Source organism: Mesobacillus campisalis, from assembly GCF_000986785.1.
GTDB lineage: Bacteria > Bacillota > Bacilli > Bacillales > Cytobacillaceae > Mesobacillus_B > Mesobacillus_B campisalis.
The window spans coordinates 18,839-41,705 of sequence record NZ_LAYY01000027.1 but is presented as its reverse complement, the minus strand read 5'-3'; the positions used below and the strand labels follow the sequence as shown (position 1 = coordinate 41,705).

At 46.6% G+C, this 22,867-nt stretch carries 17 protein-coding genes and 1 riboswitch; of the genes, 9 read left to right on the top strand and 8 right to left on the bottom strand.

Annotation, left to right across the window (positions count from 1 at the left end; all coding sequences use genetic code 11):
* Positions 1-392 precede the first annotated feature (392 nt).
* The 3 genes from WQ57_RS18660 to WQ57_RS26295 all read left to right on the top strand — a co-directional run bounded on the left by WQ57_RS18660 (position 393) and on the right by WQ57_RS26295 (position 6,310).
* A complete protein-coding gene (locus WQ57_RS18660; protein WP_046525279.1) occupies positions 393-1,688 on the top strand; it encodes a flagellin N-terminal helical domain-containing protein in 1,296 nt (431 codons plus the stop codon).
* Between the two features lie 74 nt (positions 1,689-1,762).
* Positions 1,763-5,482, top strand: coding sequence for an OmpL47-type beta-barrel domain-containing protein (locus tag WQ57_RS18655; protein WP_052948819.1), 3,720 nt, complete (start codon positions 1,763-1,765; stop codon positions 5,480-5,482).
* Between the two features lie 186 nt (positions 5,483-5,668).
* Positions 5,669-6,310: a lytic transglycosylase domain-containing protein gene (locus WQ57_RS26295; protein WP_241481585.1), complete on the top strand. Its 642-nt coding sequence runs from the start codon at positions 5,669-5,671 to the stop codon at positions 6,308-6,310.
* Between the two features lie 43 nt (positions 6,311-6,353).
* Here the strand turns inward: WQ57_RS26295 and WQ57_RS25790 are convergent, their stop codons facing one another.
* Together WQ57_RS25790 and WQ57_RS18640 are read right to left on the bottom strand one after the other, a co-directional pair.
* Positions 6,354-7,568, bottom strand: coding sequence for an EAL domain-containing protein (locus tag WQ57_RS25790; RefSeq protein WP_052948818.1), 1,215 nt, complete (start codon positions 7,566-7,568; stop codon positions 6,354-6,356).
* A gap of 90 nt (positions 7,569-7,658) precedes the next feature.
* Entirely contained in the window at positions 7,659-8,381 is a 723-nt protein-coding gene (locus WQ57_RS18640; protein WP_046525278.1) for a C39 family peptidase, read from the bottom strand.
* Positions 8,382-8,664: 283 nt separating this feature from the next.
* Between WQ57_RS18640 and WQ57_RS25785 the strand changes: the two genes are divergently transcribed.
* Positions 8,665-9,846, top strand: coding sequence for an EAL domain-containing protein (locus tag WQ57_RS25785; protein ID WP_052948817.1), 1,182 nt, complete (start codon positions 8,665-8,667; stop codon positions 9,844-9,846).
* A 109-nt stretch (positions 9,847-9,955) separates the two neighbouring features.
* Positions 9,956-10,516: a GNAT family N-acetyltransferase gene (locus WQ57_RS18630; protein ID WP_046525277.1), complete on the top strand. Its 561-nt coding sequence runs from the start codon at positions 9,956-9,958 to the stop codon at positions 10,514-10,516.
* Between the two features lie 398 nt (positions 10,517-10,914).
* Here WQ57_RS18630 and WQ57_RS18625 read toward each other — a convergent pair whose 3' ends face one another.
* Positions 10,915-11,610: a GntR family transcriptional regulator gene (locus WQ57_RS18625; RefSeq protein ID WP_046525276.1), complete on the bottom strand. Its 696-nt coding sequence runs from the start codon at positions 11,608-11,610 to the stop codon at positions 10,915-10,917.
* A gap of 190 nt (positions 11,611-11,800) precedes the next feature.
* On the opposite strand from WQ57_RS18625, the gene bglA reads away from it, so the two are divergent.
* Complete coding sequence (gene bglA / locus WQ57_RS18620; protein ID WP_046525275.1) at positions 11,801-13,240, top strand: 6-phospho-beta-glucosidase BglA; 1,440 nt, start codon at positions 11,801-11,803, stop codon at positions 13,238-13,240.
* 336 nt (positions 13,241-13,576) lie between these two features.
* Here the strand turns inward: bglA and WQ57_RS18615 are convergent, their stop codons facing one another.
* The 5 genes from WQ57_RS18615 to WQ57_RS18595 form a co-directional block, all read right to left on the bottom strand.
* Entirely contained in the window at positions 13,577-14,251 is a 675-nt protein-coding gene (locus tag WQ57_RS18615) for a methionine ABC transporter permease (protein WP_046525274.1), read from the bottom strand.
* Positions 14,223-15,263, bottom strand: a complete 1,041-nt coding sequence (locus tag WQ57_RS18610) for a methionine ABC transporter ATP-binding protein (RefSeq protein WP_046525273.1) — start codon at positions 15,261-15,263, stop codon at positions 14,223-14,225. Before WQ57_RS18610 ends, WQ57_RS18615 begins: the two co-directional genes overlap by 29 nt.
* Before the next feature lie 84 nt (positions 15,264-15,347).
* Entirely contained in the window at positions 15,348-16,175 is an 828-nt protein-coding gene (locus WQ57_RS18605) for a MetQ/NlpA family ABC transporter substrate-binding protein (protein WP_046525272.1), read from the bottom strand.
* Between the two features lie 30 nt (positions 16,176-16,205).
* Positions 16,206-17,324: an iron-containing alcohol dehydrogenase family protein gene (locus WQ57_RS18600; RefSeq protein WP_046525271.1), complete on the bottom strand. Its 1,119-nt coding sequence runs from the start codon at positions 17,322-17,324 to the stop codon at positions 16,206-16,208.
* Between the two features lie 86 nt (positions 17,325-17,410).
* Positions 17,411-17,520: riboswitch (SAM riboswitch) on the bottom strand.
* Between the two features lie 124 nt (positions 17,521-17,644).
* Positions 17,645-18,511, bottom strand: coding sequence for a LysR family transcriptional regulator (locus WQ57_RS18595; RefSeq protein ID WP_046525270.1), 867 nt, complete (start codon positions 18,509-18,511; stop codon positions 17,645-17,647).
* Positions 18,512-18,844: 333 nt separating this feature from the next.
* On the opposite strand from WQ57_RS18595, the gene WQ57_RS18590 reads away from it, so the two are divergent.
* The 3 genes from WQ57_RS18590 to WQ57_RS18580 all read left to right on the top strand — a co-directional run bounded on the left by WQ57_RS18590 (position 18,845) and on the right by WQ57_RS18580 (position 22,858).
* Positions 18,845-20,173, top strand: a complete 1,329-nt coding sequence (locus WQ57_RS18590) for an aspartate aminotransferase family protein (RefSeq protein ID WP_046525269.1) — start codon at positions 18,845-18,847, stop codon at positions 20,171-20,173.
* Between the two features lie 29 nt (positions 20,174-20,202).
* Positions 20,203-21,573, top strand: a complete 1,371-nt coding sequence (locus WQ57_RS18585) for a YjiH family protein (RefSeq protein WP_046525268.1) — start codon at positions 20,203-20,205, stop codon at positions 21,571-21,573.
* A gap of 142 nt (positions 21,574-21,715) precedes the next feature.
* Positions 21,716-22,858, top strand: coding sequence for an alpha-hydroxy acid oxidase (locus WQ57_RS18580; protein WP_046525267.1), 1,143 nt, complete (start codon positions 21,716-21,718; stop codon positions 22,856-22,858).
* Positions 22,859-22,867: the final 9 nt, after the last annotated feature.

The following is a 22,867-nucleotide window of genomic DNA, read 5'->3' as shown; positions in this document are numbered from 1 at the left end:
TAGTGAGAGGCCGTATTTTGGGTACTGATGGGGGTTGTCAGTGCCTGTTTTTTGTTGAGAGGCCGTATTTTGGGTACTGATGGGGGTTGTCAGTGCCTGTTTTTGGTTGGGAGGTGGTATTTTGGTCACTGATAGGGTGTGTCAGTGTCTGTTTTTTGGTGAGAGTGCATATTTTGGGCACTGAGGAGAGCTGTCAGTGCCCTTTTTTAATAGAAAGGTCATATTCTGGGTCTTGAGACGCTCTTTCAGCTTGCCGGCTATATTTTAAAAAAGAATTCTACTAGCTATTAAACTATTTGGCCAATCCTCCGATATAAATAATGAAAGGATTTCCAAACGGACTTGGTGTCCTCTCAAACTAAAAAACTTTTATTACACGGAGGTAGTTTTACATGATTATCAACAACAATATCCCGGCACTCAACACGTATCGGATGCTGAACTCAGCAGCAACCGGCCAAGCTTCATCCATGGAGAAGCTTTCATCCGGCCAGCGCATTAACAAAGCGGCAGATGATGCAGCAGGTCTGGCAATCTCTGAAAAAATGCGCGGACAAATCCGTGGTCTGGAAATGGCGCAGAAAAACGCGCAAGACGGCGTATCCTTGCTGCAAACAGCAGAAGGTGCATTGAATGAAACACACTCGATCCTTCAGCGTATGCGTGAACTGGCTGTTCAGTCCTCGAACGACACGAACACAACTTCTGACCGTGAAAAAATTCAAGGTGAAATTGATGCGCTCGCAGAAGAAGTTGCACGTATTGGATCTTCCACTGAGTTCAACGGTAAAAAGCTGCTAAATGGTTCTTTTGATGGAACATTCCAAATTGGTGCAAATGAAAACCAAAACGTTAGCATCAAGCTTGGAGATGCGCAATCATTTAGTTTAGGTGTAACAGGAGGAGTTAAGTTAGAGGTTACTTCTGCTTATACAGCTGGAACAGGTACAACAGGTGATACTCTAGTTGCAGGCACATACAGCGTTTCTGAAAATGCTGCTGGCACTTATGAAATGAAGGATGATAACGGAAAAGTTGTCGCAACAAGTGCCGACGGTATGAGTTACACCACTAAAGCATTTGATGGTGGAGCAGGGGATGACACCTTTACATTTAGCCAGGCTGTTACATCAGGCACTGTAACGTATGATGGTTCAACAGATGCGGCCAATACTAGTGCTGTAAAAGCTAATGCTGAATTTGCAAATACGGGCCTTCAAGCTGGCACCTATACTTTTGATGGTACAGACGGTGTTCTTAAAGATGTCAACGGAGATGTAGTAGCACGGTTGGATGCAAATGGAACAACTTTTAAAGGAGCAGATGGTACTGCAGTATTCTCTTCTACAGTTGGCCTAACAGATGGTGATACCCTTAAAGTTGGCGGAATCGATATCTCTTCACAAGAGAGTGCGAATACAGCGATTTCCAAAATCAACTCAGCGATTGAAACAGTTTCTGCTGAACGTTCTAAAATGGGGGCAGTACAAAACCGTCTTCAATTCACAACAAACAGCTTAAGCACAACTGCTGAAAACTTAACAGCTGCAGAGTCCCGTATCCGTGACGTTGACATGGCGAAAGAAATGATGGACTTTACGAAGAACAATATCCTGTCTCAAGCCGCTCAATCGATGCTTGCACAAGCAAACCAACAGCCTCAAGCTGTTCTTCAGTTACTTCGTTAATTATTAGAAAGATAAGAAAGGGATCGGGATCTATGATTCTTAGATCCCTTTTATTTATTAAGGAGGCTATGTCTATGAAAAGAATGGGCAAATTGCCATTGTTTTTGAGTGTTTTATTAGTTGCTCAGCTCCTTTTCCCTTTCATTGGTGTGTTTGCAGCAGACTTGCAAGCACCGGCCAATTTAAAAGGTTATGAGCGTTATCCAGGAAATGTGGCATTAGAGTGGGATGCTGTTCCATCTGTTGCAAGTTATAAAGTTTATAAGCTAGATGGGGAAAACAAGACTCTATTGACTCAAGTATCAAGTAACAAAGCTTTTGTAAACGTACAAGAAGGTACCCATACGTTTGCGGTTTCCGCGATTGCGAATGGAGCAGAATCGCCACTTTCCAGCCTGTTCACATTGGAAATTAAATTCCCGGAAATGCAGCCGCCTAAAAATTTAAAGGCATCCATTGCGAGGTACTATGATTTAACCTTAAGCTGGGATACCGCTGATTATGTGAGCTATTATAAAATCTATAAAGTAACAAATGGAAAAAGGGAGCTAGTATTAACGACGCCTAATACAAACTTTACCTTTACCTCATTACCTGAAGGGAACCATTTGTATGAAGTGACTTCTTATAGTACTAGATTTGGAGAATCGGCAGAGGCTTCACAAATTGGGGCAACGATCGTTTATCCAGAAATGCATCCACCGACTAATTTAACCTATGCTATCCAAAATGGCAGTGATGTATCTCTTGCATGGAAGAGTGCCCAATTTGCCAATCGATACAATGTATATAAAGTGGTCGATGGAAAAAGAGAGCTAGTTGGTTCCACAAGTAATTTAAATATTGTATTTAGCAATGTTCCGGAAGGTGAACAGACATATGAAATAACATCCTATAGCCTTGCCTACAAAAAGGAATCAGAAACATCGTCTCAAGTGAAAGTTAATGTAACTTATCCCAAAATGAACGCACCAACCAATCTGACCCTTTCGATTTTAAATGGAAATGATGGAGTCTTAACTTGGGATAAAGCTGACTTTGTTGATGTTTACAAGGTTTATCAAGTGATCAATGGAGAAAAGGTCTTACTAAAACAAACGCCAAATCGACAGATGTCGTTCGATTATATGCCTGAAGGCAATTATGTCTATGAAGTTAGTGTATACAGCAACCGCTTCGGGGAATCGCCGGCTTCACGCATTGAGCAAAATCTTGTCCATCCAGAAATGCATGCGCCTGCAGGGGTGGAAAGCTATGTGTTAAATGTCAACAACATATATTTGAAATGGAATAAGGCCGATTACGCGATTGGATATAAGGTTTATCAAGTGGTTGATGGAGAGCGTAAATTAGTCGGAGATACGGCCAACACATTCCTTTCAATGGCAAGCTTGCCTGAGGGTCCATATGAATATGAAATCACATCTTATAGTGACCGCTTTGGTGAATCTGCAATTGCTTCCCAGGCTAAAGCAGAAATTGTCTTTCCTGAAATCAACGCACCACAAAATCTGCAAGCTGCCGTTAACCAAGATTATAAGTCAATTGCGATATGGTGGGATGAAGTAGAATATGCAAATTCCTATAATGTGTATCGGGTAGTGGATGGAGAATATGAATTCATCGCCAATACCCCTAACAATCGTACACAATTTAGAAACCTGCCGGAGGGTGAATATGTATATGTGGTGCAAGCGTTAAGTAAATACGGAGATTCCCCATATTCTAAACAAGTTACTGCCTTTATAGAACCCGACCTGGAAGCACCATCTGCTCCAGTTGCTTCAATTGAAGGAGATGATATCAAGCTTTCTTGGGAACCTGTACAGGGAGCGGACTCCTATAATGTGTATGAAATTGTTGATGGTGAACGTGTACTGGTTGGAAATACGAACGACACATCCTTAACATTAGAGAATCTTGAGCCAGGAAATCATGAGTACGAAATTTTCCCTGTTACGGAATCAGGCGTTGAAGGGAAAGAATCTACTACTATCACAGTGACCGCAGAAGACTTTGACACCACACCGCCAGTTACACAATCCAACGTAACCGACGAATGGCTAAAAGACGACTTCACTGTCCAGTTAACAGCAACCGATGATAAGAGCGGGGTAGACAAAACCTTCTATTCCATAAATGGTGCTGAATATAGTGAAGGTACCGAATTTACGATCGCCGAAGAGGGTATTCAAGAGGTTTCCTTCTACAGCGTCGACATAGCAGGCAATGTTGAAGAAGCCAAAACGGTCGAAGTCAAAATCGACAAAAACGCACCAGAAACGGCATCAAACGTAACCGATGAGTGGTTAAATCAAGCCTTCACCGTTGAACTAACCGCAACCGACGATCTAAGCGGCGTAGCCAAGACGTTTTACTCTGTAAACGATGGAGAGTATACAGAGGGCACTAGCTTTGAGTTGAGTGAAGCAGGCAACCACAAGGTTTCCTACTACAGCATCGACAAAGCAGGCAATGTTGAAGAAACCAAAACCGTAGAAGTAAAAATCGACAAGACGGCACCGGAAACCACTTCAAATGTAACGGATGAGTGGTTAAGTGAAGCCTTTACCGTGGAGTTAACCGCAACGGATGACCAAAGCGGCGCAGCGAAAACGTATTACTCCATCAACAATGGAGAGTATGCAGAAGGCACAAGCTTCGAGTTAAGCGAAGCAGGCGTGCACAAAGTATCCTTCTACAGCGTGAACCGTGCAGGAAACGTTGAAGAACCCAAAACGGTCGAAGTCAAAATCGACAAAACCGCACCTGAAACGTTGTCAAACGTAACAGAAGTCTGGTTAAATCAAGCCTTTACCGTTGAACTAACCACAACCGATGAACAAAGCGGAGTAGAAAAGACGTATTACTCCGTAAACGATGCAGAATTCGCTGAAGGAACAAGCTTTGGGCTAACAGAAGCAGGCATCCACCAAGTTTCCTTCTACAGCATCGACAAAGCAGGCAATGTAGAAGAAACTAAAACCGTCGAAGTCAAAATCGACCAAACCGCACCAGAAACAGCATCAAACTTAACCGGTGCGTGGTTAAATCAAGCCTTCACAGTTGAATTAACCGCAACCGATGACCTAAGCGGCACAGCGAAAACGTATTATTCCATCAACAATGGAGAATATGCAGAGGGCACGAGTTTTGAACTTAGCGAAGAGGGAATCCACCAGGTTTCCTTCTACAGTGTGGATCATGCAGGCAACGTCGAAGAGGCACAAACCGTCGAAGTCAAAATCGACAAAACCGCACCTGAAGTTTCCTGGAATCTCGAAGAAGAATATGCTTCAGGAACCAAGCTGGATATCGCCTATGACGCGACAGACTCCCTTTCCGGCATTGCCGCTGAAAACGTAAGTGTTAATGGGGAGGCTGTTTCAAAAGGGGACGGCATTTCCTTCGACCAGCCTGGTGAATACAGCATCCAGTTAACCGTAACCGACCATGCAGGCTTGAAAACAACCTTGGAAAAGAAAGTCGCTGTCTACATCCCGGGTAATCTGGAAATCACACCTGGAACGATTAAAATCAATAAAGGCGTGTTTACCGCAAGAGTCACCTTGCCTGAAGGATTCGAACCAAACTTCGACCTTTCAAGTGTGACCCTGAATGGGGAAGCAGCTGTTGTGGACAAAGGAAAAGGTTCCGCACAGCAGGCATCTAAGGGAATGTTTAAATTCAACCGTGAGGATTTTGACTGGAACAAAGGAGAAGTTTTAGTCGAGCTCCGCGGCACAGTGAATGGACAGCTTGTGGTTGCGAGAACAAGTGTTACCGTGAAATAATCACAAAAACACCGTTGATGGCATCATCAACGGTGTTTTTTAAAATAAAAAAATATCCCGTACATCGCTAAATAAACCGGCCAATCATCCCGATATATATACTAGAGATCAAACAGCACAGCCGAATCTTACAGGACCAAGGTGTTTTCACGGTATAAATCATAAAATTAAAAGCAGGTGTAACCATTGAATTTGCCTCCTATCGGAACGGGGACATCCCTCTGGATGGATGCCGTCCAAAAAAATCCTAAATTGATTGAGCAGCTAATCCCGACCATCGTAAATGAGCCGATCTTTTTTGAACTTTTTCGGGGGCTTTTGGAACAGGCCAAAACGTCGGCAGGAGGTCCAACTCCTGAACCAATCCTTCCAGCACCGCGAGAGGATGTGCCTGCGCCGACTCCTGTATCGGTCAATCTCAAGCCGGCCAATCGCCATCAGCCTGATATGAGTGAGATTAACACCGCCATCCAGGAAGCCTCCGCCAAGCACGGTGTGCCGGTTCCGCTTATCCGTTCCGTCATTGATGCGGAAAGCAGCTTCAATCCGCTGGCCCAATCCCGGGCAGGGGCGCAGGGACTGATGCAGCTTATGCCAGCCACAGCCAGGTCTTTGGGGGTTAGCGATCCTTTTGATATTAAGCAGAATATTGATGGCGGCGTCCGTTATCTAAAACAGATGCTCGATCGCTACAATAAGGTCCCATTGGCCTTGGCTGCCTATAACGCCGGGCCGGGGAATGTCGATAAATATGCCGGCATCCCTCCTTTTAAGGAGACACAAAACTATGTGCAAAAGATCATGAAGCGATTGTCGCCGTATGCCTAAAAAACCCTTTTCTTCCGGAAAAGGGTTTTTGCTTCATGGGGGACTATTGCTGCATGCTCTCTGTAATTTCAATCGAGGAGCCGATTGCTTCCACTGTTTTTCCTTCTTTTTTTATTGAACGCAAGGAAGTGAGAAACCGGACCCCGTTTACCTCCAATTCGCACTGGACAGGATCTTCGCCATTCCAGGCCATTTTATAATTTTGAAGGCTTGCCTCCGCCAAATGTCCTGGGAGGAAGTCATGCAATGTCCGTCCGATGACCTGTCCGGGGGAGAGGTTGATTTTATATAGCAATTCACCATCGCACAGGGTGTGAATAAATTGCCCGTTCAGCTTAACGAATTTAAAAATCATCCCTTGCTGCTGCCTCATTGTCGCCTGCCATTCCTGCCTTGCCGCTTCCAGCGCGGCTTCGAGCTGCTGCTGCCTGTTGAGCTCCTCGGGTATTCCTTCCTGTTCGAATAATTGTTCCACCTTCACAAACATTTTCTCGAATTTATCCGGGGGCAACGGCTTGCTGACCAGATATCCCTGGCATAGATCGCAAAGGTTTTGCTGAAGAAAAATCAATTGTTCCTTTCCTTCCACACCTTCCGCCACCACTTTCATATCCAGTTCGTGCGCCATTTTAATGATCGTTTTCACAATGGTCGCATCTTTATGGTCCTTCATACACGTCCGCACAAAGGATTGGTCAATTTTGAGTTTATCAATCGGAAATTCCTTTAAATAATAAAGGGAACTATAGCCTGTCCCAAAATCGTCGAGACTGATTGAGACCCCTAGCCGCTTTAGCTTTCTTATGATAGGGAGGACACACTGGACATCCATCAAAATGCCTTCGGTAATTTCAAGCTCCAAATATTCAGGCGCGAGTTTGGTTTCTTTCAATATCTGTTTGATTTTATCAATCAGCTGGGGCTGAAAAAGCTGGCGGGCGGACAAATTTACGCTCATGATCATTGGCGGCAGTCCAGCCTCCTGCCATGCCTTGTTTTGAAGGCAGGCCGTCCGCAGGACCCATTCTCCAATAGGCAAAATCAATCCGGTTTGTTCTGTAATAGGGATGAACTCTGCAGGAGGCACAAGCCCTCTCTCGGGGTGCTCCCAGCGAATCAAGGCCTCGGCGCCGATTATTTTCCCTGTAACCAGGTCAATATTCGGCTGGTAGTGAAGGCGGAATTCCTTTTTTATATGGGCCATCCATAGTGTGTTTTCCAGTTCTAATGTTTCACGATAATGTTCCATGTTCAACATGCTACCACTCCCGAATACAAAGTCAATCAATACGCAATTTTCCAATAGAGTAAAAGCGGCTTGTTTTTGGATGGAATCATGGATCGGGGTTCATTTCTTTACAGGCTCCACGACAATTGCCTGGGAACCCATTTGCTGCCAGGACTTAAGAAAATTTGCTTTGTTCACTTGCTGATTTTTTATGCCATATGGATTGTTGAGATAAATGTTTTTGTGATCATAGCCTGTAATGACGGCACTATGCATGTTGTAGGTAATTTCTACAGAACCTTGCGGCGTTGTCCATGATTGAATAGTCGGCACGGGTGAAAAGTTCGATGTCGTAATCACCCAGACTGGGAGTCCTTCATTCAATTTCTCAATGATGGTATCAAAAGGGTGATTCGTTAAATCCGTCACCTTTAGGTTTGCGGGAAGGTAGGGTTGTGCCAGTTCAAATACTGGTCCATGGTAAACGCCCAATCCTGGACCGTCCTCCATATTGCCGACAAATCCTGTGTTTGGATTGCCGTTTTTGCCGTCGCTGTACTTCAAGGGAACCCGGGGGATTTTTTCAGCCAGTTCGTTTTTGGAAACCTGGATTCCCCAAAATTGAAGCAGCATGGCCAGGCTTGTGACTTCACAGCCATTATACAGTCTTGGGGCATCCATCTGGTTGATCAATGGCACATCCATCATGATTTCTTTGGCAATGGCAGGCTTCTGGTAGGGAGCCGGAATGGCTTGATTTTTATCAGGAGCTTTTCCAATATCTATTAATACACCAAAAAGGATGATGATTATACTTAAGAAATATTTCAACAGGACGTTCATTTCTGCACCTCGTAAACTCGTCTTACTGAAAGGAGATTTCACTCCTTATTTACATCGGTAAAAGTGCAAAAAAGTTTAGTGTAAATCTATGGAGAGCATTCTCCTTTTATAAGGGATAGTAAGCTCGCAAAATAAAAATATTGTAAAAACTGTAAAGGAAGTTGAAATTAATACCGTTAAAGTAGGTAAGGGCGAGCGCAGGCTTGATTGGTGTCATTGGAAAGATTTATAGACCGAAGGCATCCTTGCTGATAACAACATTGATTACTAGGAGAGAGAAGTTGTGATTTCTTATGATAATTTCACTGTTAAGGAGAAGGGAATTGGAGTTCAGGATATATGGAAGGCTTTGGCAGGCGGGCATTTTATTACTTATTACCAGCCGATCGTGGAGACGGAAACAGGCAGATTGGCCGGTGCGGAGGCGCTGGTTAGATGGAGACATCATGAGCTTGGAATTATTCCGCCTTCCCAATTCATCAAAATAGCCGAAGAAACCGGCCTGATCATCCACATTGGCAAAAGGGTTATAAGGAAGGTCTGTGAGCAGCTGATGTTATGGCGGAAAGAGGGCATGCCGCTTATCCCGGTCAGCATTAACATTAGCGCCCAGCAGTTTTCCCAAAAGGATTTCGTCCGTGAGGTAAGGCTGCTGCTGAATGAATACCAATTGCAGGGCAGACTGCTGATCTTTGAAATTGCCGAAACTTCCTTAATAAGAGACGAGGCCATTGCGGCAAGTAACCTGAATGAATTAAAAAGGATTGGAATAAAAATTTATTCCGATCGTTTTGGGACCGGCCATTCTTCCCTTTCTTATTTAAATTCCTTTCCTCTTGATGGGATAAAAATTGACCGTTCCTTTATTGAAAATATCTCCCGGGAACATGATAATGCGGTGATTACTTCCGGTTTAATCGGAATGAGCCGGAATCTGGGTATTAACGTCATTGCAGAAGGCGTGGAAACAGAGGAAGAACTGCAGTTCCTAAGAGGACAAAATTGCCCGCAGGTGCAAGGATTCCTTTTCGGCCAGCCATGTTCAGCCGAAGAATTCAAACCTCTTCTTTTAAAAGAAGTCGTGACTCCGGTGAAAAGAGAGAAGGTTCATCCGGAAACACATACATATGACATTAAAATTCGTTACCCATTCCGGTGCGAAATGACCCTTACCGGGTATCCGGGAGAAAGCGTACAACAAGAGCCAATCGCCATCGAAATCGAAAACATGGGACCTGGCGGATTGCGGTTCGTATCCAATCTGGAATTATCCGTCGGGCAGGAAATGCTTTACACTTTTAAGCCAGAAGAATTAGAGGGGGAAATTCAGGTAGCCGGAGTTGTCATCTGGAGTGAAGAATTGACCAGCGGAAACCGCCAATATGGCGTGCACTTCAACCTCAGCAGCGACCAGCGCCACTATCTGGCCCCGCTGCTCAAACAATACTCGAAAATCTACTTTTAAAACAAGGGGACGGTTCTCCTGCATCATTTTTCCAAAATGACGCAGGAGAACCGTCCCCTTGCCTCGAATTTTGAATTGAAAATAAAGACAAGGTGCGGTGAGTTTATCTATGAATCCTTTATTGATGGAGTTTCCAACTGAATTTTATACGGAAAGATTAGTGATACGAATGCCGAAGCCAGGTGACGGAAAAGCGGTTTATGAGGCGATTCAGAACTCCTTGGAGGAGCTGAAGCCCTGGATGCCTTTTGCGCAAAATGGGCAGTCGGAGGAAGAGACTGAAAGTAATATTAGAGAATCGCATGCCAGTTTTATAAAACGCGAGGATTTGAGGCTGCTGATTTTTCATAAGGAAACAGGTGAGTTTATTGCTTCGTCCGGCCTGCACCGAATCGATTGGTCCATTCCCAAATTTGAAATCGGCTACTGGATTGATACCCGGCATAGCGGAAAGGGCTACATAACAGAGGCCGTTCAGGGAATTTCCGACTTTGCCTTCACTGAGCTAAAGGCGCGCAGGGTGGAAATCAGATGTGACTCCAAAAACGTCAAAAGCCGGAGAATTCCTGAAGCATTAGGGTTCACCCTGGAAGGCATCCTCAAAAATGAGGGCCTGTCAGCGGATGGGAAAGAACCAAGGGATACGTGCGTTTATTCAATGGTGAAGTAAGGTGTAAAACACGGGGACGGTTCTTCTGCCTGATGAAGCAGAAGAACCGTCCCCATGCTCTAGCGAAAAATAAACGGAAAAATTCCGCTTAAATTGGGAAATACCAACATTTCCCGGAATATAACGGGAGGTTTTCCGTTTATATTCATTTAATCCTAAGATTTAGCCCTATTTTAAGAAGGTAATCGGAAAAAATCCGCTTATTTGTGCTTCTTAAGCCTCTTCTAAATGCATTAACCGGAATTTCTCCGTCTATAAATTCCTTGGCTCTTCGGAAAATCGGCAATGAAGGAGATTTCTTAGGAGACGCCATATGCAAAAGGGACAGTTCATTCACAAACTGCCCCTTTTGCTGTGGATTTCCTCCCGGGAGAGGGCATTAAAACAAGGGGACGGCTCTATCCCTGGAGGAAGAATTGCGATTGTTCGTAGTTGTAGGAGACTTTGGAGAAGTCGAATGGCTTTCCGTTTGTGAGGTGGAAGATGGTTTCCACGTAAAGCTTCGGATCCCCTTTTTCAAGCTGCAAATAGCGGGCCTCTTCCTCTGTCAGTTTGCCGATATGCAGGTACAAGTCGGAAAAGCCGACCTTTAAGCCCAGCGCATCCTTAATGTAGTCAAAAATCGAATCCTGGACAATCTCCGCATTCAAGTAGGGAACAATCGATTTGTTATAAAAGGATTCTTCCAGGCATAAAGGCTGGCCGTTTATATATCGGACTCGTTTCACATAATAAACATCCTCGTCAAACTCCATATTTAAATTGAGGGCAGCCTCTTCTGTTGGTTTTCTTGCCTCTAATTGAATGATTTCGGAAGATAGTTGATACTCCTCCAAGTCCCTTTTGAATCCCTTGTTTGAAAGGAGGCTGATGTAGCCTTTTCGTTTATGCCTCCGGACAAATATGCCGCTTCCCCTTACCTGGAAAATGGCGCCCTTTCTTTCCAATAAGTCCAAGGATTTCGTAATGGTGCTTTTGCTTACCTCGAATCGGGCCATTAATGATTCCAGCACCGGCAGCTTATCTCCTTGCTGTAGGCCATGGTCTTCAATATATTTTTCGATTTCATCGGCAACTTGCTGATACTTTAACATATACATTCCTCTTTGCGTTTTATTCCATACTAGATTATAGCATGTTCAGGATGCCAAACCATAAACATTAAAATTATAGATTGATAAAAATATTAGTTAGCATTTGATAAATTATACATGCACAATTATAATTAATATGTACAAAACGAAGGAGCAAAGGGGACAACACTGCTTCAAGGAGGAGTTCATCATGGGAAAATTACCGAAGGAATTTTTATGGGGCGGCGCATTGGCAGCCCATCAGTTTGAAGGCGGCTGGAATGCTGGCGGGAAAGGCCCGAGTGTCGTCGATGTGATGACAGCTGGCGCCCATGGTCTGCCGCGGCAGATTACGGAAACGATTGAAGAAGATAGATTTTATCCAAACCATGAAGCAATTGATTTCTATCATCGCTATAAAGAAGATATCGCCCTGTTTGCAGAGATGGGACTAAAATGCTTAAGAACATCGATTGCCTGGAGCAGGATTTTCCCGAAAGGGGACGAGGCGGAACCGAATGAAGCAGGATTGCAATTTTATGATGATGTGTTCGATGAATTGCTGAAGCATGGAATACAGCCGGTCATCACGCTGTCCCACTTTGAAATTCCGCTTCATCTGGCAAAGGAATACGGCGGATTCAGAAACAGAAAGCTTGTTGACTTTTTTGTGAAGTTTGCCGAGGTTTGTTTCAACCGCTATAAAGACAAAGTGAAATACTGGATGACCTTCAATGAAATCAACAACCAGATGGATGTCAGCAATCCGATTTTTTTATGGACAAATTCAGGTGTCAAGGTGGGGGAAAACGAAAACGCCAGGGAAGTGATGTTCCAAACCGCCCATCATGAATTAGTGGCCAGTGCACTGGCGGTCGCAAAAGGAAAGGAAATCAATCCGGAGTTCCAGATCGGCGCAATGGTTGCCCACATCCCGATTTATCCTTACTCATCGAATCCGGAAGACGTCATGCTGGCGGAAGTGCTAATGAGGGAACGCTACTTCTTCCCGGATATCCAGGTGCGCGGGTATTACCCAAGTTACGCTCTTAAAGAATTTGAGAAAGAAGGATACAACATCAAGTTCGAAGCTGGCGACGAAGAAATCCTGCAGAATGGAACCGTCGACTATCTTGGTTTCAGCTATTATATGTCCAATACAGTCAGGAGCGGGGCACAGGAAAAATATACGGAGGATATCGTGAATGGAGCCGTGCCAAACAGCGTCGCCAACCCTTACATCCAATCAAGCGACTGGGGCTGGGGAATTGATCCGACAGGACTCCGTTATACATTGAATCGTTTGTATGACCGCTACCAGATTCCTTTATTCATTGTTGAAAATGGCTATGGCGCGGTCGATACACTGGAAGAGGACGGCACGATTCACGATCCGGAAAGAATTGAGTACCTAAGGTCCCACATCAAGGCGCTGGAAACAGCTGTCATTGAAGATGGCGTTGACTTGATCGGCTACACGCCATGGGGCATTATCGATATCGTGTCCTTCACAACAGGCGAAATGAAAAAGCGCTACGGAATGATCTATGTAGACCGTGACAATGAAGGAAACGGCACGATGAAACGCTACAAAAAAGACTCATTCAACTGGTACAAAAAAGTCATCGAAAGCAGCGGGGAAGAGCTGTAGGAAGGGGATTTCTGCAATAATGGAATGCTAGTTTTACCGGGATAGAAAAATAAACGGAGAAATTCCGCTTAAATTGGGAAATACCATCATTTCCCGAAATATAAGGGGAGCTTTTCCGTTTATATTCATCTAATCCTAAGATTTAGCCCTATTTTTAGAAGTTAGTCGGAATAAATCCGCTTATTTCGGCTTCTTAAGCCTCTTCTACCTGCATTAAACGGAATTTCTCCGCCTAAGGATGCCCTTGGCTTCACGAAAATCAGCTGCCGCATCACCAGGAGACGCCATACGCAAAAGGGACAGTTCATTCACGAACTGTCCCTTTTGCTGTGCCTCCTAATCCTTCTTCAGGCGGGCGGCTAGGCGGTTGCCGGCTGATTGCAATCCCTGCACAAGGATAATCAGAAGGATGACGGTGATATACATGACATCCACTTCATAACGAAGATGGCCGTAGCGGTAGGCAAGGTCGCCAAGCCCTCCGCCGCCGACGAGTCCGGCCATGGCGCTTGCGCCGATCAATCCGATGGTCGCAATGGTCAGCCCGAGGATGATCGATGAACGTGACTCCCGGATCAACACATGCCAAATGATATGCCTTGTCTTGATGCCCATTGCTTCATAAGCTTCGAGGACCCCGCGGTCGACTTCCAGCAAGGCGGATTCCATCAGTCTCGCAATATAAGGAGCTGTGTAGACAACCAGTGGAACAATAACGCCTTTCACACCGATCGATGTACCCACAATCATCTTTGTGAACGGAAGGATGAAGAACAATAAGATGATGAATGGAACGGAACGAATGATATTAATGAAAGCATTCAACACCTGGTAAAAGAACTTATTGCCCAAGGCTTTCCCCGGGCGGGTAAGGACAAGCAAAACGCCTAAAGGCAATCCGATCAGGATGGAAAAGGCCAATGAAATTCCTACCATCTGGAAGGTCTGGATGGTCGATTCCCAAAGGTCGGTGCCCCATAACTCAAGAAATTCGTTTATTTTTGCTCTCATCCAGAACCACTCCTTCCACCTGTACCTGTTGCTGTCTTAAAAAGGCCAGGGCTTTTTCAATTTCCGCAAATTCACCTTTTAAATGAATGACAAGCTGCCCGAACGATTCTTCCTTCAATTGGGCAATGCTGCCTGACAGGATGTTTGGATACACATCGAACTTTTTGCTGACAAGGGCAAGGGCCGGTTCTCCCGAAGCTTTTCCAAAGAAGGAAAGCGAGACCACATGGCCTGTTTTATTCAGCTCCGTAAGCATTTGATCCGGGATTTGATGCGAGAACAGGGTGTTCACAAACTTTTTCGTTGTAGTGTGCTTTGGAGCCGTGAAGATGTCTTTTGTGATTCCTTCTTCAATCACCTCGCCGTTTTCCATCACCGCGACACGGTCGCAAATCCGCTGGATCACATTCATCTCATGGGTGATAAGCAGAATCGTAATGCCCAGTTCCCGGTTGATTTTCAGCAGCAGATCGAGAATGGCCTCTGTTGTATCAGGGTCAAGGGCGCTTGTCGCTTCGTCACTCAGGAGCACCTCGGGCTCATGTGCAAGCGCACGCGCGATGGCCACTCGTTGCTTTTGTCCGCCGGAAAGCTCGGAAGGGTAGGCGTGATGCTTTTCCTCAAGTCCGACAATCTTCAGGTATTTCGTTACCCTTTCTGCTGTTTCCTGTTTGCTTAAACCGGTCAGCTTTAACGGAAGGGCAATATTTTCATAGACAGTAGCGGTTTTCAATAGGTTGAAACCCTGGAAGATCATCCCGATTTTGCTTCGGGCTTCCCTGAGTTTTCCGGGCGATAATTTTGTTAAGTCGACCCCATTCATTACAACGGCCCCTGTATCAGGCTTTTCCAGCAGGTTGACGCAGCGGATCAAAGTGCTTTTTCCTGCACCGCTATACCCGATCACACCGTATATTTCGCCTTTTTTTACCGAGAGGGATACATTCTTCAAGGCGTGGATCGACCCTTTTTTACCTGTAAAACTTTTCGAGATTCCCTTAAGTTCAATCATGGCTGTACACTCCTTCCTTTTAACCACCTAATAGCATGAGGTGGAGCAAAATATGAAACATCGCCCCACCTCTGTGTTGAATCCTTACCAGGAAGGGATGATGGACCCTTCGTAGGTTTCTTCAATGAATTTGCTTACTTCTTCAGAATGGTAGATATCAAGGAATTTCTGGATCGCTTCATCGTCTTTGTTTTCCGTGCGCACTGCTACAAGGTTCACATAAGGAGAATCCTTGGTCTCCATGAAGATGGCATCCTTTGAAGGGGTGAATCCTGCTTCCATGGCAAAGTTGGTGTTGATGGCCGCAGCGTCAAGCTCTTCCAGCTGACGGGCGATCTGTGCGGAATCAAGCTCGATGAATTCGTAGTTGCCGTTGTTTTCTTCGATATCCCTAACGGTTGCATCAATGCCGGCATCTTCTTTTAGCTTAAGCAAGCCTGCTTTTTCAAATAAAAGAAGGGCGCGACCGCTGTTTGTCGGGTCACTTGGCAATCCGATTTTGGCTCCGTCTTTCAGGTCCTTGATATCCTTTGCTGTCAGCGAGTAAATTCCCATTGGGAACGTAACAGTTTCGCCTACTTTGATCAGGTCCAGGTTGCGGTCTTCGTTCATGGCATCAAAGAAAGGCTCTGTCTGGAAGCTGTTCATATCCAGCTCTTTTTCCGATAACGCAACGTTTGGCATTACATAGTCCGTGAATACTTTAAGCTCGATTTCCAAGCCTTCCTCTGCAGCAAGTTCCTTTACTTTTCCGGTAATTTCTTCATGTGGCCCTGCTGTTACCCCGATGACCAATTTGTCGTCGCTCAGCAAGCCTTCCGCCTCTTGTGACGCAGAGCTGTCGCTGCTTCCGCAAGCCGATAGAATGGAGATAATGAGTGCAGTTGAAATAGCCAATAATGATTTTTTCATGTGAGTTCCTCTTTCCTGATGTATTATTTTTTATTTACCTTTATCTGCTATTGCATAATGGGTGTTCTCAAGCTTATGAATAGCGGATAGTAGCTTTTCCTCTGATATGGCTGAATCCATGAAGTGGATGGATTCCTGGGGCAGGGTGGCCCTTTGCGCGATTTTTCCTAAAAGTTCATGGTTCTCGTGGTGGATTCCCAAGTCTTTCAAGCTGGCCGGGAATCCCCACTCCCTGTAAAAATGCAGCAGCTTGTTCAGTTCATCATCCTTTTCTTCCAGAGCCAGCTGGACGAGGATTCCGTAGGCAACCAGTTCCCCGTGCAGGAAGCTTTTGGCTTCCTTTGCGAGTGTCAGCCCATTGTGAACGGAGTGGGCGCCGGCAATTCTTCCTGCTTTGCCGCCAAAGCCGCCTACCATTCCGCCGGTCAGGATGATCGCTTCGATGACGGAAACGAGTTCCTTCGTGACATTTTGTCGTTCAACGGACTGGATTGCTTCTGTAGTATCCTTCAGCAGGACGTCCCTGCATATGGATGCCGAGAACCTGGATACCTTCAGCCAAACCGGGAGCTCCTCATCTTTGTAAAAGGCCGAAATCAACGCTTCCGCCTCATAATATTTAGCGAGCGTATCTCCAATGCCGGCGAGCAGGTACCTTATCGGTGCTGCCGCGATGATCGCCGGCTCGATGAGGACAAGGGTATTGGCAACAGGAAACTCGGTATAATGCGTAAACGCGCCATTGTCATCGTAAAACACGCTGAGCGGGGTCCAGGCTGAACAGGTAGAGGCAATGGTGGGGACGAGGACGGATTTAACCCCGGCCTTTGCTGCGGCAGCTTTCGCCAAATCCAAAGCGGTTCCGCCGCCAATGCCAATGACCGCGTCGGCGGAAGACGCTGACAAGGCTTCTGCGATTTCCTCAACGGCCGCCAGTGTGCAATGGCCTTCCACAAATGTGAAAGAATTGCCGGCACACCTGGTGATTTCCTCCGGCCAGTATGGCTGCACGGCCTCCCATGCTTTTCTTCCGCAAACGATGTGTATTTTCTTAATATTGAGCTCCAATAATTGCGGTGCCAGCTCTTTCAGCGCTCCTTCGCCAATCCTGTAATGGCCCGGGGCCCCTTTTACAATCGCAATCGACATAACTTTCCTCCTTTTCTGTGTTTTTAGGAAATAAAAAAACCTCTCATCAAGAGAGGTCTGCACACTTAAACAAAGTATAAATACCTCTCCTATCTTTCAAAATACCTCCGTATTTTGCAGGATTTAGCACCTGTTCATAAAAATGAATGGTTGCCGGGCTTCATCGGGCCAGTCCCTCTGCCACTCTCGATAAGAGAATAACTAACTATTTAATTTAATGTTCTGATAATATCCCTTCCCCAGCAATAAGTCAACCCCTTTTTTTGAAGCAGGGGGACGGTTCTGCTGCCTCACTGAGGCAGCAGAACCGTCCCCGTGCCTCACCAAGCTTCCTGGATAAATTGGCGGAAGGTGTGGATGTTGGGTTCTTCTGAGCGTACTTTCAGGTGGATGGCGGAGGTGATGACTGGATCGGATACGGGCTGGAGGATGGTGATGGAGCCTTCTTCCAGTTCGTTTTTGATGACATTTTCGCCCAGTATGGCGTAGCCGTTGCCGTTTAGGACGGCGCGTTTGATGGTTTCGTCACTGCCGCCGACAACAATCATCGATTGGGGCTGCTGCTCGCTTTTCTTGAAATAGCGGTCAATGATGGTGCTGAAGCTGCAATCCCGGTCATAGGAGAGAAAGGGATACTGGCTGTAAATCTCCTCGATGCTGCGCTCTTTGCAAAGCCTGGAGGATGCGACCAGGAAGGTTTGCTCTTCTTCTAAAAAGGTTTGCATCATATCGGCTTCTTTAAAATGGCTCGCAATGATGGCGATGTCGGCAACATGGTCCTTTACACTTTGGATGGCGTGTACGCTGTTCAGCGGCAGAAGGCTTACCCGAACAGCGGGGTACATGCCCATATAAGCCGAAATCAGGGAGGTAAGATGGTGCCTGATGTAAAATTCCGATGCGGCAATCGTCAGGATGCCGGCCGGTCCGTGCAGCTCTTCCATATCCTTTTCCATTTCTTCGATCTGTGAGAAAAGCTTGTCCACATGGTCTTTCAGCTTTTTGCCGGCTGCCGTCAATTGTGTCTTTTTGCCAATCCGCGTCAACAGGGTATGATTCAGCTCTTTTTCAAGAGACTGTATTTGCAGGGTGAGAGTGGGCTGAGTGTATCCCAATTTTTTGGCCGCTTTTGTGAGATTCAGTTCCTCTGCCACCACCTGAAAGGTTTTTAAATTCCGCAGTTCCATGAGATCCCTCTTTTCTTTCCGGTTATGATGACTCATGCAGCCCTTGCCAGTATAATCGCCGAGCTGGAGTAATTTTTTATAATTATACACAATAATCCATATCCATTCATAATTTTTTTCAATACTAAAATGTGAAAGAGGGCGGTAATTATAGGATGCTTTGACAAAGAAAGCCCTTTTTTATAAGAAGGAGAAGTTCTTCCTGGCAGAAACCCATCCTGCTGTGCCACTTGTGGAACTTTTTAACTATTAAAATTCCCTATGGTTAGAAGTTGACCGTTCCTGTATAACGTGGGAAATTAATAAATATTCGCAAAAGTAGGAGAGGTAGTTATGATAGATTGGAACAGCATTAACGATGAAGGCCTGCTGGCACCGACGATGGCGAAAGATTTCCCGAATCTGCCGGTCGTAAAATCGGAAGGGCTCTTTTATATAGGCGTGGACGGTAAAAAATATCTTGATTTCACATCGGGGATTGCGACCGAAAACACGGGGCACCGTCATCCGAAGGTGGTGGCAGCCATCAAGGACCAGGTGGACCATCTGGTGCACGGACCGATTGGGATCATCAATTACGAGTCGATCCTGACATTGGCCAGAAAGTTGAGGACGGTTTTGCCTGCACCGCTGGACTGCTTTTTCTTTGGAAACAGCGGAGCGGAAGCGATTGAAGGGGCGGTGAAACTCGCGAGGCATGTGACGAAAAGGCCTTATGTGGTTTCCTTCCTCGGAGGCTTTCACGGAAGAACGATGGGCGCGCTCAGCCTTACCACATCCAAAAGCAAATATAGACGAAGTTTGCCTGTAGGCGCAGGGATGACGTACCAGCTGCCATATGCGCAGGTGAGCGAAACACCGGAAGGGGCCGACCCGGAGGTGTATTGGTCGCAGCATATTGAGAAGGATTTTGAACGTTTGTTCAATCATCAGGCCGCTCCCGATGAAATTGCGGCGGTGATTCTCGAACCAGTGCTTGGCGAAGGCGGCTATGTGGTTCCGCCTAGGGCCTGGCTGGAGAAAATCCGCGCAATCTGTGACCAGCACGGCATTTTGCTGATTTTTGACGAGGTTCAGACCGGATTTGGCCGTACGGGAGACTGGTTTGCCGCGAATTCCTTTGGAGTGACCCCTGATATTATGGCGATTGCCAAGGGGATTGCTAGTGGACTGCCGCTAAGTGCGACGGTCGCTTCGAAAGAGCTGATGGAGCAGTGGGCGGTTGGCAGCCATAGCACCACCTTTGGCGGGAACCCGATTGCCTGTGCGGCAGCTTGTGCCACGATTGATGTGATGAAGGAAGAGGGTTTGGTTGAAAACGCCAGAAGCATGGGGGAATATGCTTTAAGCCAGCTTTCCGCCATTAAGGAAAAGCATCCTGTGATCGGAAATGTCCGCGGCATCGGCTTGATGCTGGGAATCGAAATCGTCCAGCCGGATTCCGGGGAGCCGAACGGGGAAGGCTTGATGAACATCTTGGAAAAATGCCTGCATAAAGGCGTCATTTTTTACCTGAGCGGCAATAAAGGCGAGGTCATCCGCATGATGCCGCCGCTGACGGTCGATAAGGAGCATCTGGATTTGGGCATTTCATTGCTTGATGAAGCGATTGCGGAGTATGAGGCGGAGCTCGGAATCCGCCAAAAGGTCTCCGTTGAATAACAAAGGATTTTATAAAAGGGGGGATAAGGGTGAAGGCACAAGCAAGAATTGAGCCGCAGCAAAAGGTTGCGGCCGAATATTTAAAGTTTCTCATTCCATCATTGATCGGGGTGCTGCTGTTTTTGGTCCCAGTGAAATTCAACGGGGAAATCACCATTGGTGTAGGAATTCTGGCTTCCATCCTGAAGAATGCTTTTGGCGACTATCTGCCAGCGTTCATTGTTTTTCTTTTGGGGTTATCGGCGGGGATGTCGATCCTCACGAAATTGCTGAAGCCGGGTTTTGTTATGAACAACCAGTTTTTAAAAGGATTATTTGATATCGGGAAGTTCGGCATCGTTGCAAGAGTGTTCGGGTTCCTGGTTGGAATTCTGACGATTTTCGAAGTGGGGCCGGAGGTGATTTCGTCCCGGAATACGGGAGGCGTCGTTCTTTATGACCTGGCTCCGGTGCTTCTGACCTGGTTTTTATTCGCCGGGATTTTGCTTCCGCTCCTAGTCGAGTTTGGTCTGATGGAATTTATCGGGGCGCTTGTCCAGAAGGTGATGAGGCCGCTGTTTACGCTTCCTGGCCGTTCTTCGATTGACACGCTCGCTTCCTGGATGGGAGCGGGAACCGTTGGAGTGCTGGTTACATCCAAGCAATACGATCAAGGCTACTATACGAAAAGAGAAGCGGCAGTAATCGCCACCACCTTCTCCATCGCATCAATTGCCTTTAGCCTGGTGGTCGCCAATGTCGTCGGCCTGGGGCATCTGTTCATTCCTTTCTACCTGACTGTTGCCTTTGCCTGTGTGGTGGCCGCGATCATCATGCCAAGGATCCCGCCGCTCTCAAGGAAGCCGGACACCTATTATGAGCCGGTCGGCCAGCAGATTGATGAAACCATTCCGGCGGGGGTTTCGAAGCTGAAGTGGGGCTGGCAGCAGGCGCTGAATAAGGCCAAGCATGCGCCAAGTCCAGGCAAATTGGTTTCCAATGGGGTCGAAACTGTCCTCGATATCTGGCTCGGATTGATTCCGCTCGTGATGAGCCTGGGAACAGCCGCCTTGATTGTCGCGGAATATACGCCTGTCTTCCAGTTCATCTCGTATCCGTTTGTTCCATTGCTTGAATGGATGCAAGTCCCTGAAGCAGATGCCGCAGCGAAAACGATGCTTGTCGGGTTTGCCGACATGTTCCTGCCGGCCGTCATCGGAAGCGGAATCGAAAGCGAACTGACCCGGTTTATCGTGGCCGGACTTTCACTGACGCAATTGGTCTATATGTCGGAGATCGGAATCCTGATCCTCCGTTCCAACATACCATTAAGCATCCTGGAATTATTCATTATCTTCATCCAAAGAACAATCATCACATTGCCAATCATCGTAGTCATTGCGCATTTGCTAGTGTTTTAGAGCATGGGGGCGGTTCTCCTGCCTCATTTTTTAGGGGACAGGCACTAAGTTCCGTCTGTTTTGGGGAAGCATGGGGACGTATCCGTGCTTCCTTTTGCTATAATGATAGAAATCAAAATAAGAAGAAAGAAGGCCGTTTTAGATGACAGTTGCAAACCGGGATATTTTATTGAAGAACATTAGCAAAGAAACGGATTTTCCGCTCTCTTTTGAGGAATGGGAGCAAAAAGCGGTTGAAAACATGCTGCCGGGCGGTTATGGCTATGCCAGCAGCGGTGCAGGGAATGAAGAAACAGCGAAGCGGAATGTCGAGGCTTTCTCCAAGTGGGCGATCGTCCCGAGGATGCTGAACGATGTTTCCAGTGTGGATATGAGTATTTCCATTTTTGGCCGCCGCTATCGCAGCCCATTTTTCCTTGCGCCTGTCGGCATGCAGGGGCTTGCCCACGAGGATGGTGAGAAAGCCACGGCCAAGGCCGCTCAGTCGATGGAGGTTCCCTTGATCGTCAGCACCGTTTCGACCTATTCCCTTGAAGAGATTGCGGCGGCAGCTCCTGGGGGGCCAAAGTGGTTCCAGCTGTATTTTTCAGGCTGTAATCCTGCCCTGTCCTACAGCATGGTCGAAAGAGCCGAAAAAGCGGGCTATGAAGCGATTGTGATTACCGTTGATACGGTGATGGTCGGCTGGCGTGAAACCGATATGCGCAATCAGTTTTCACCGCTTTCGCAAGGATATGGAACCGGGAACTATATTCATGATCCCGTGTTTATGGATTCCTTGCCAAACCATGACCAGGACACGATCATTGCCGGAATCCTGGAAAACGTCCAGCATCCAACGCTCACCTGGAAAGAGGTTGCGGAGGTGAAGAAGCGGACGCGCCTGCCTGTTTTGCTAAAAGGCATCCTGCATCCGGAAGACGCGGAAATGGCTTTGGAATGCGGAGTCGACGGGATTATCGTCTCCAATCATGGCGGCCGCCAGCTTGATGGGGTCATTGCTTCCATCGATACGCTGCCAGCCATTGCCGAGAAAGTGAAAGGGAACATTCCCATCTTGCTGGACAGCGGGGTGCGGCGCGGGATTGATGCGGTGAAAGCCCTAGGGCTTGGAGCGACTGGCGTCTTGATTGGAAGGCCGTTCCTATACGGTTTGGCTGCGGCCGGGCAGCCGGGAGTCGAAAAAGTCATCGAGCGGTTCATCCAGGAAACGGAAGTCTCCCTGGCATTATCGGGAATAGCAGACCTGACGCAAATGTCCAAGCTGAAGATGGTTAGAGAGTAGTAGTCCAAT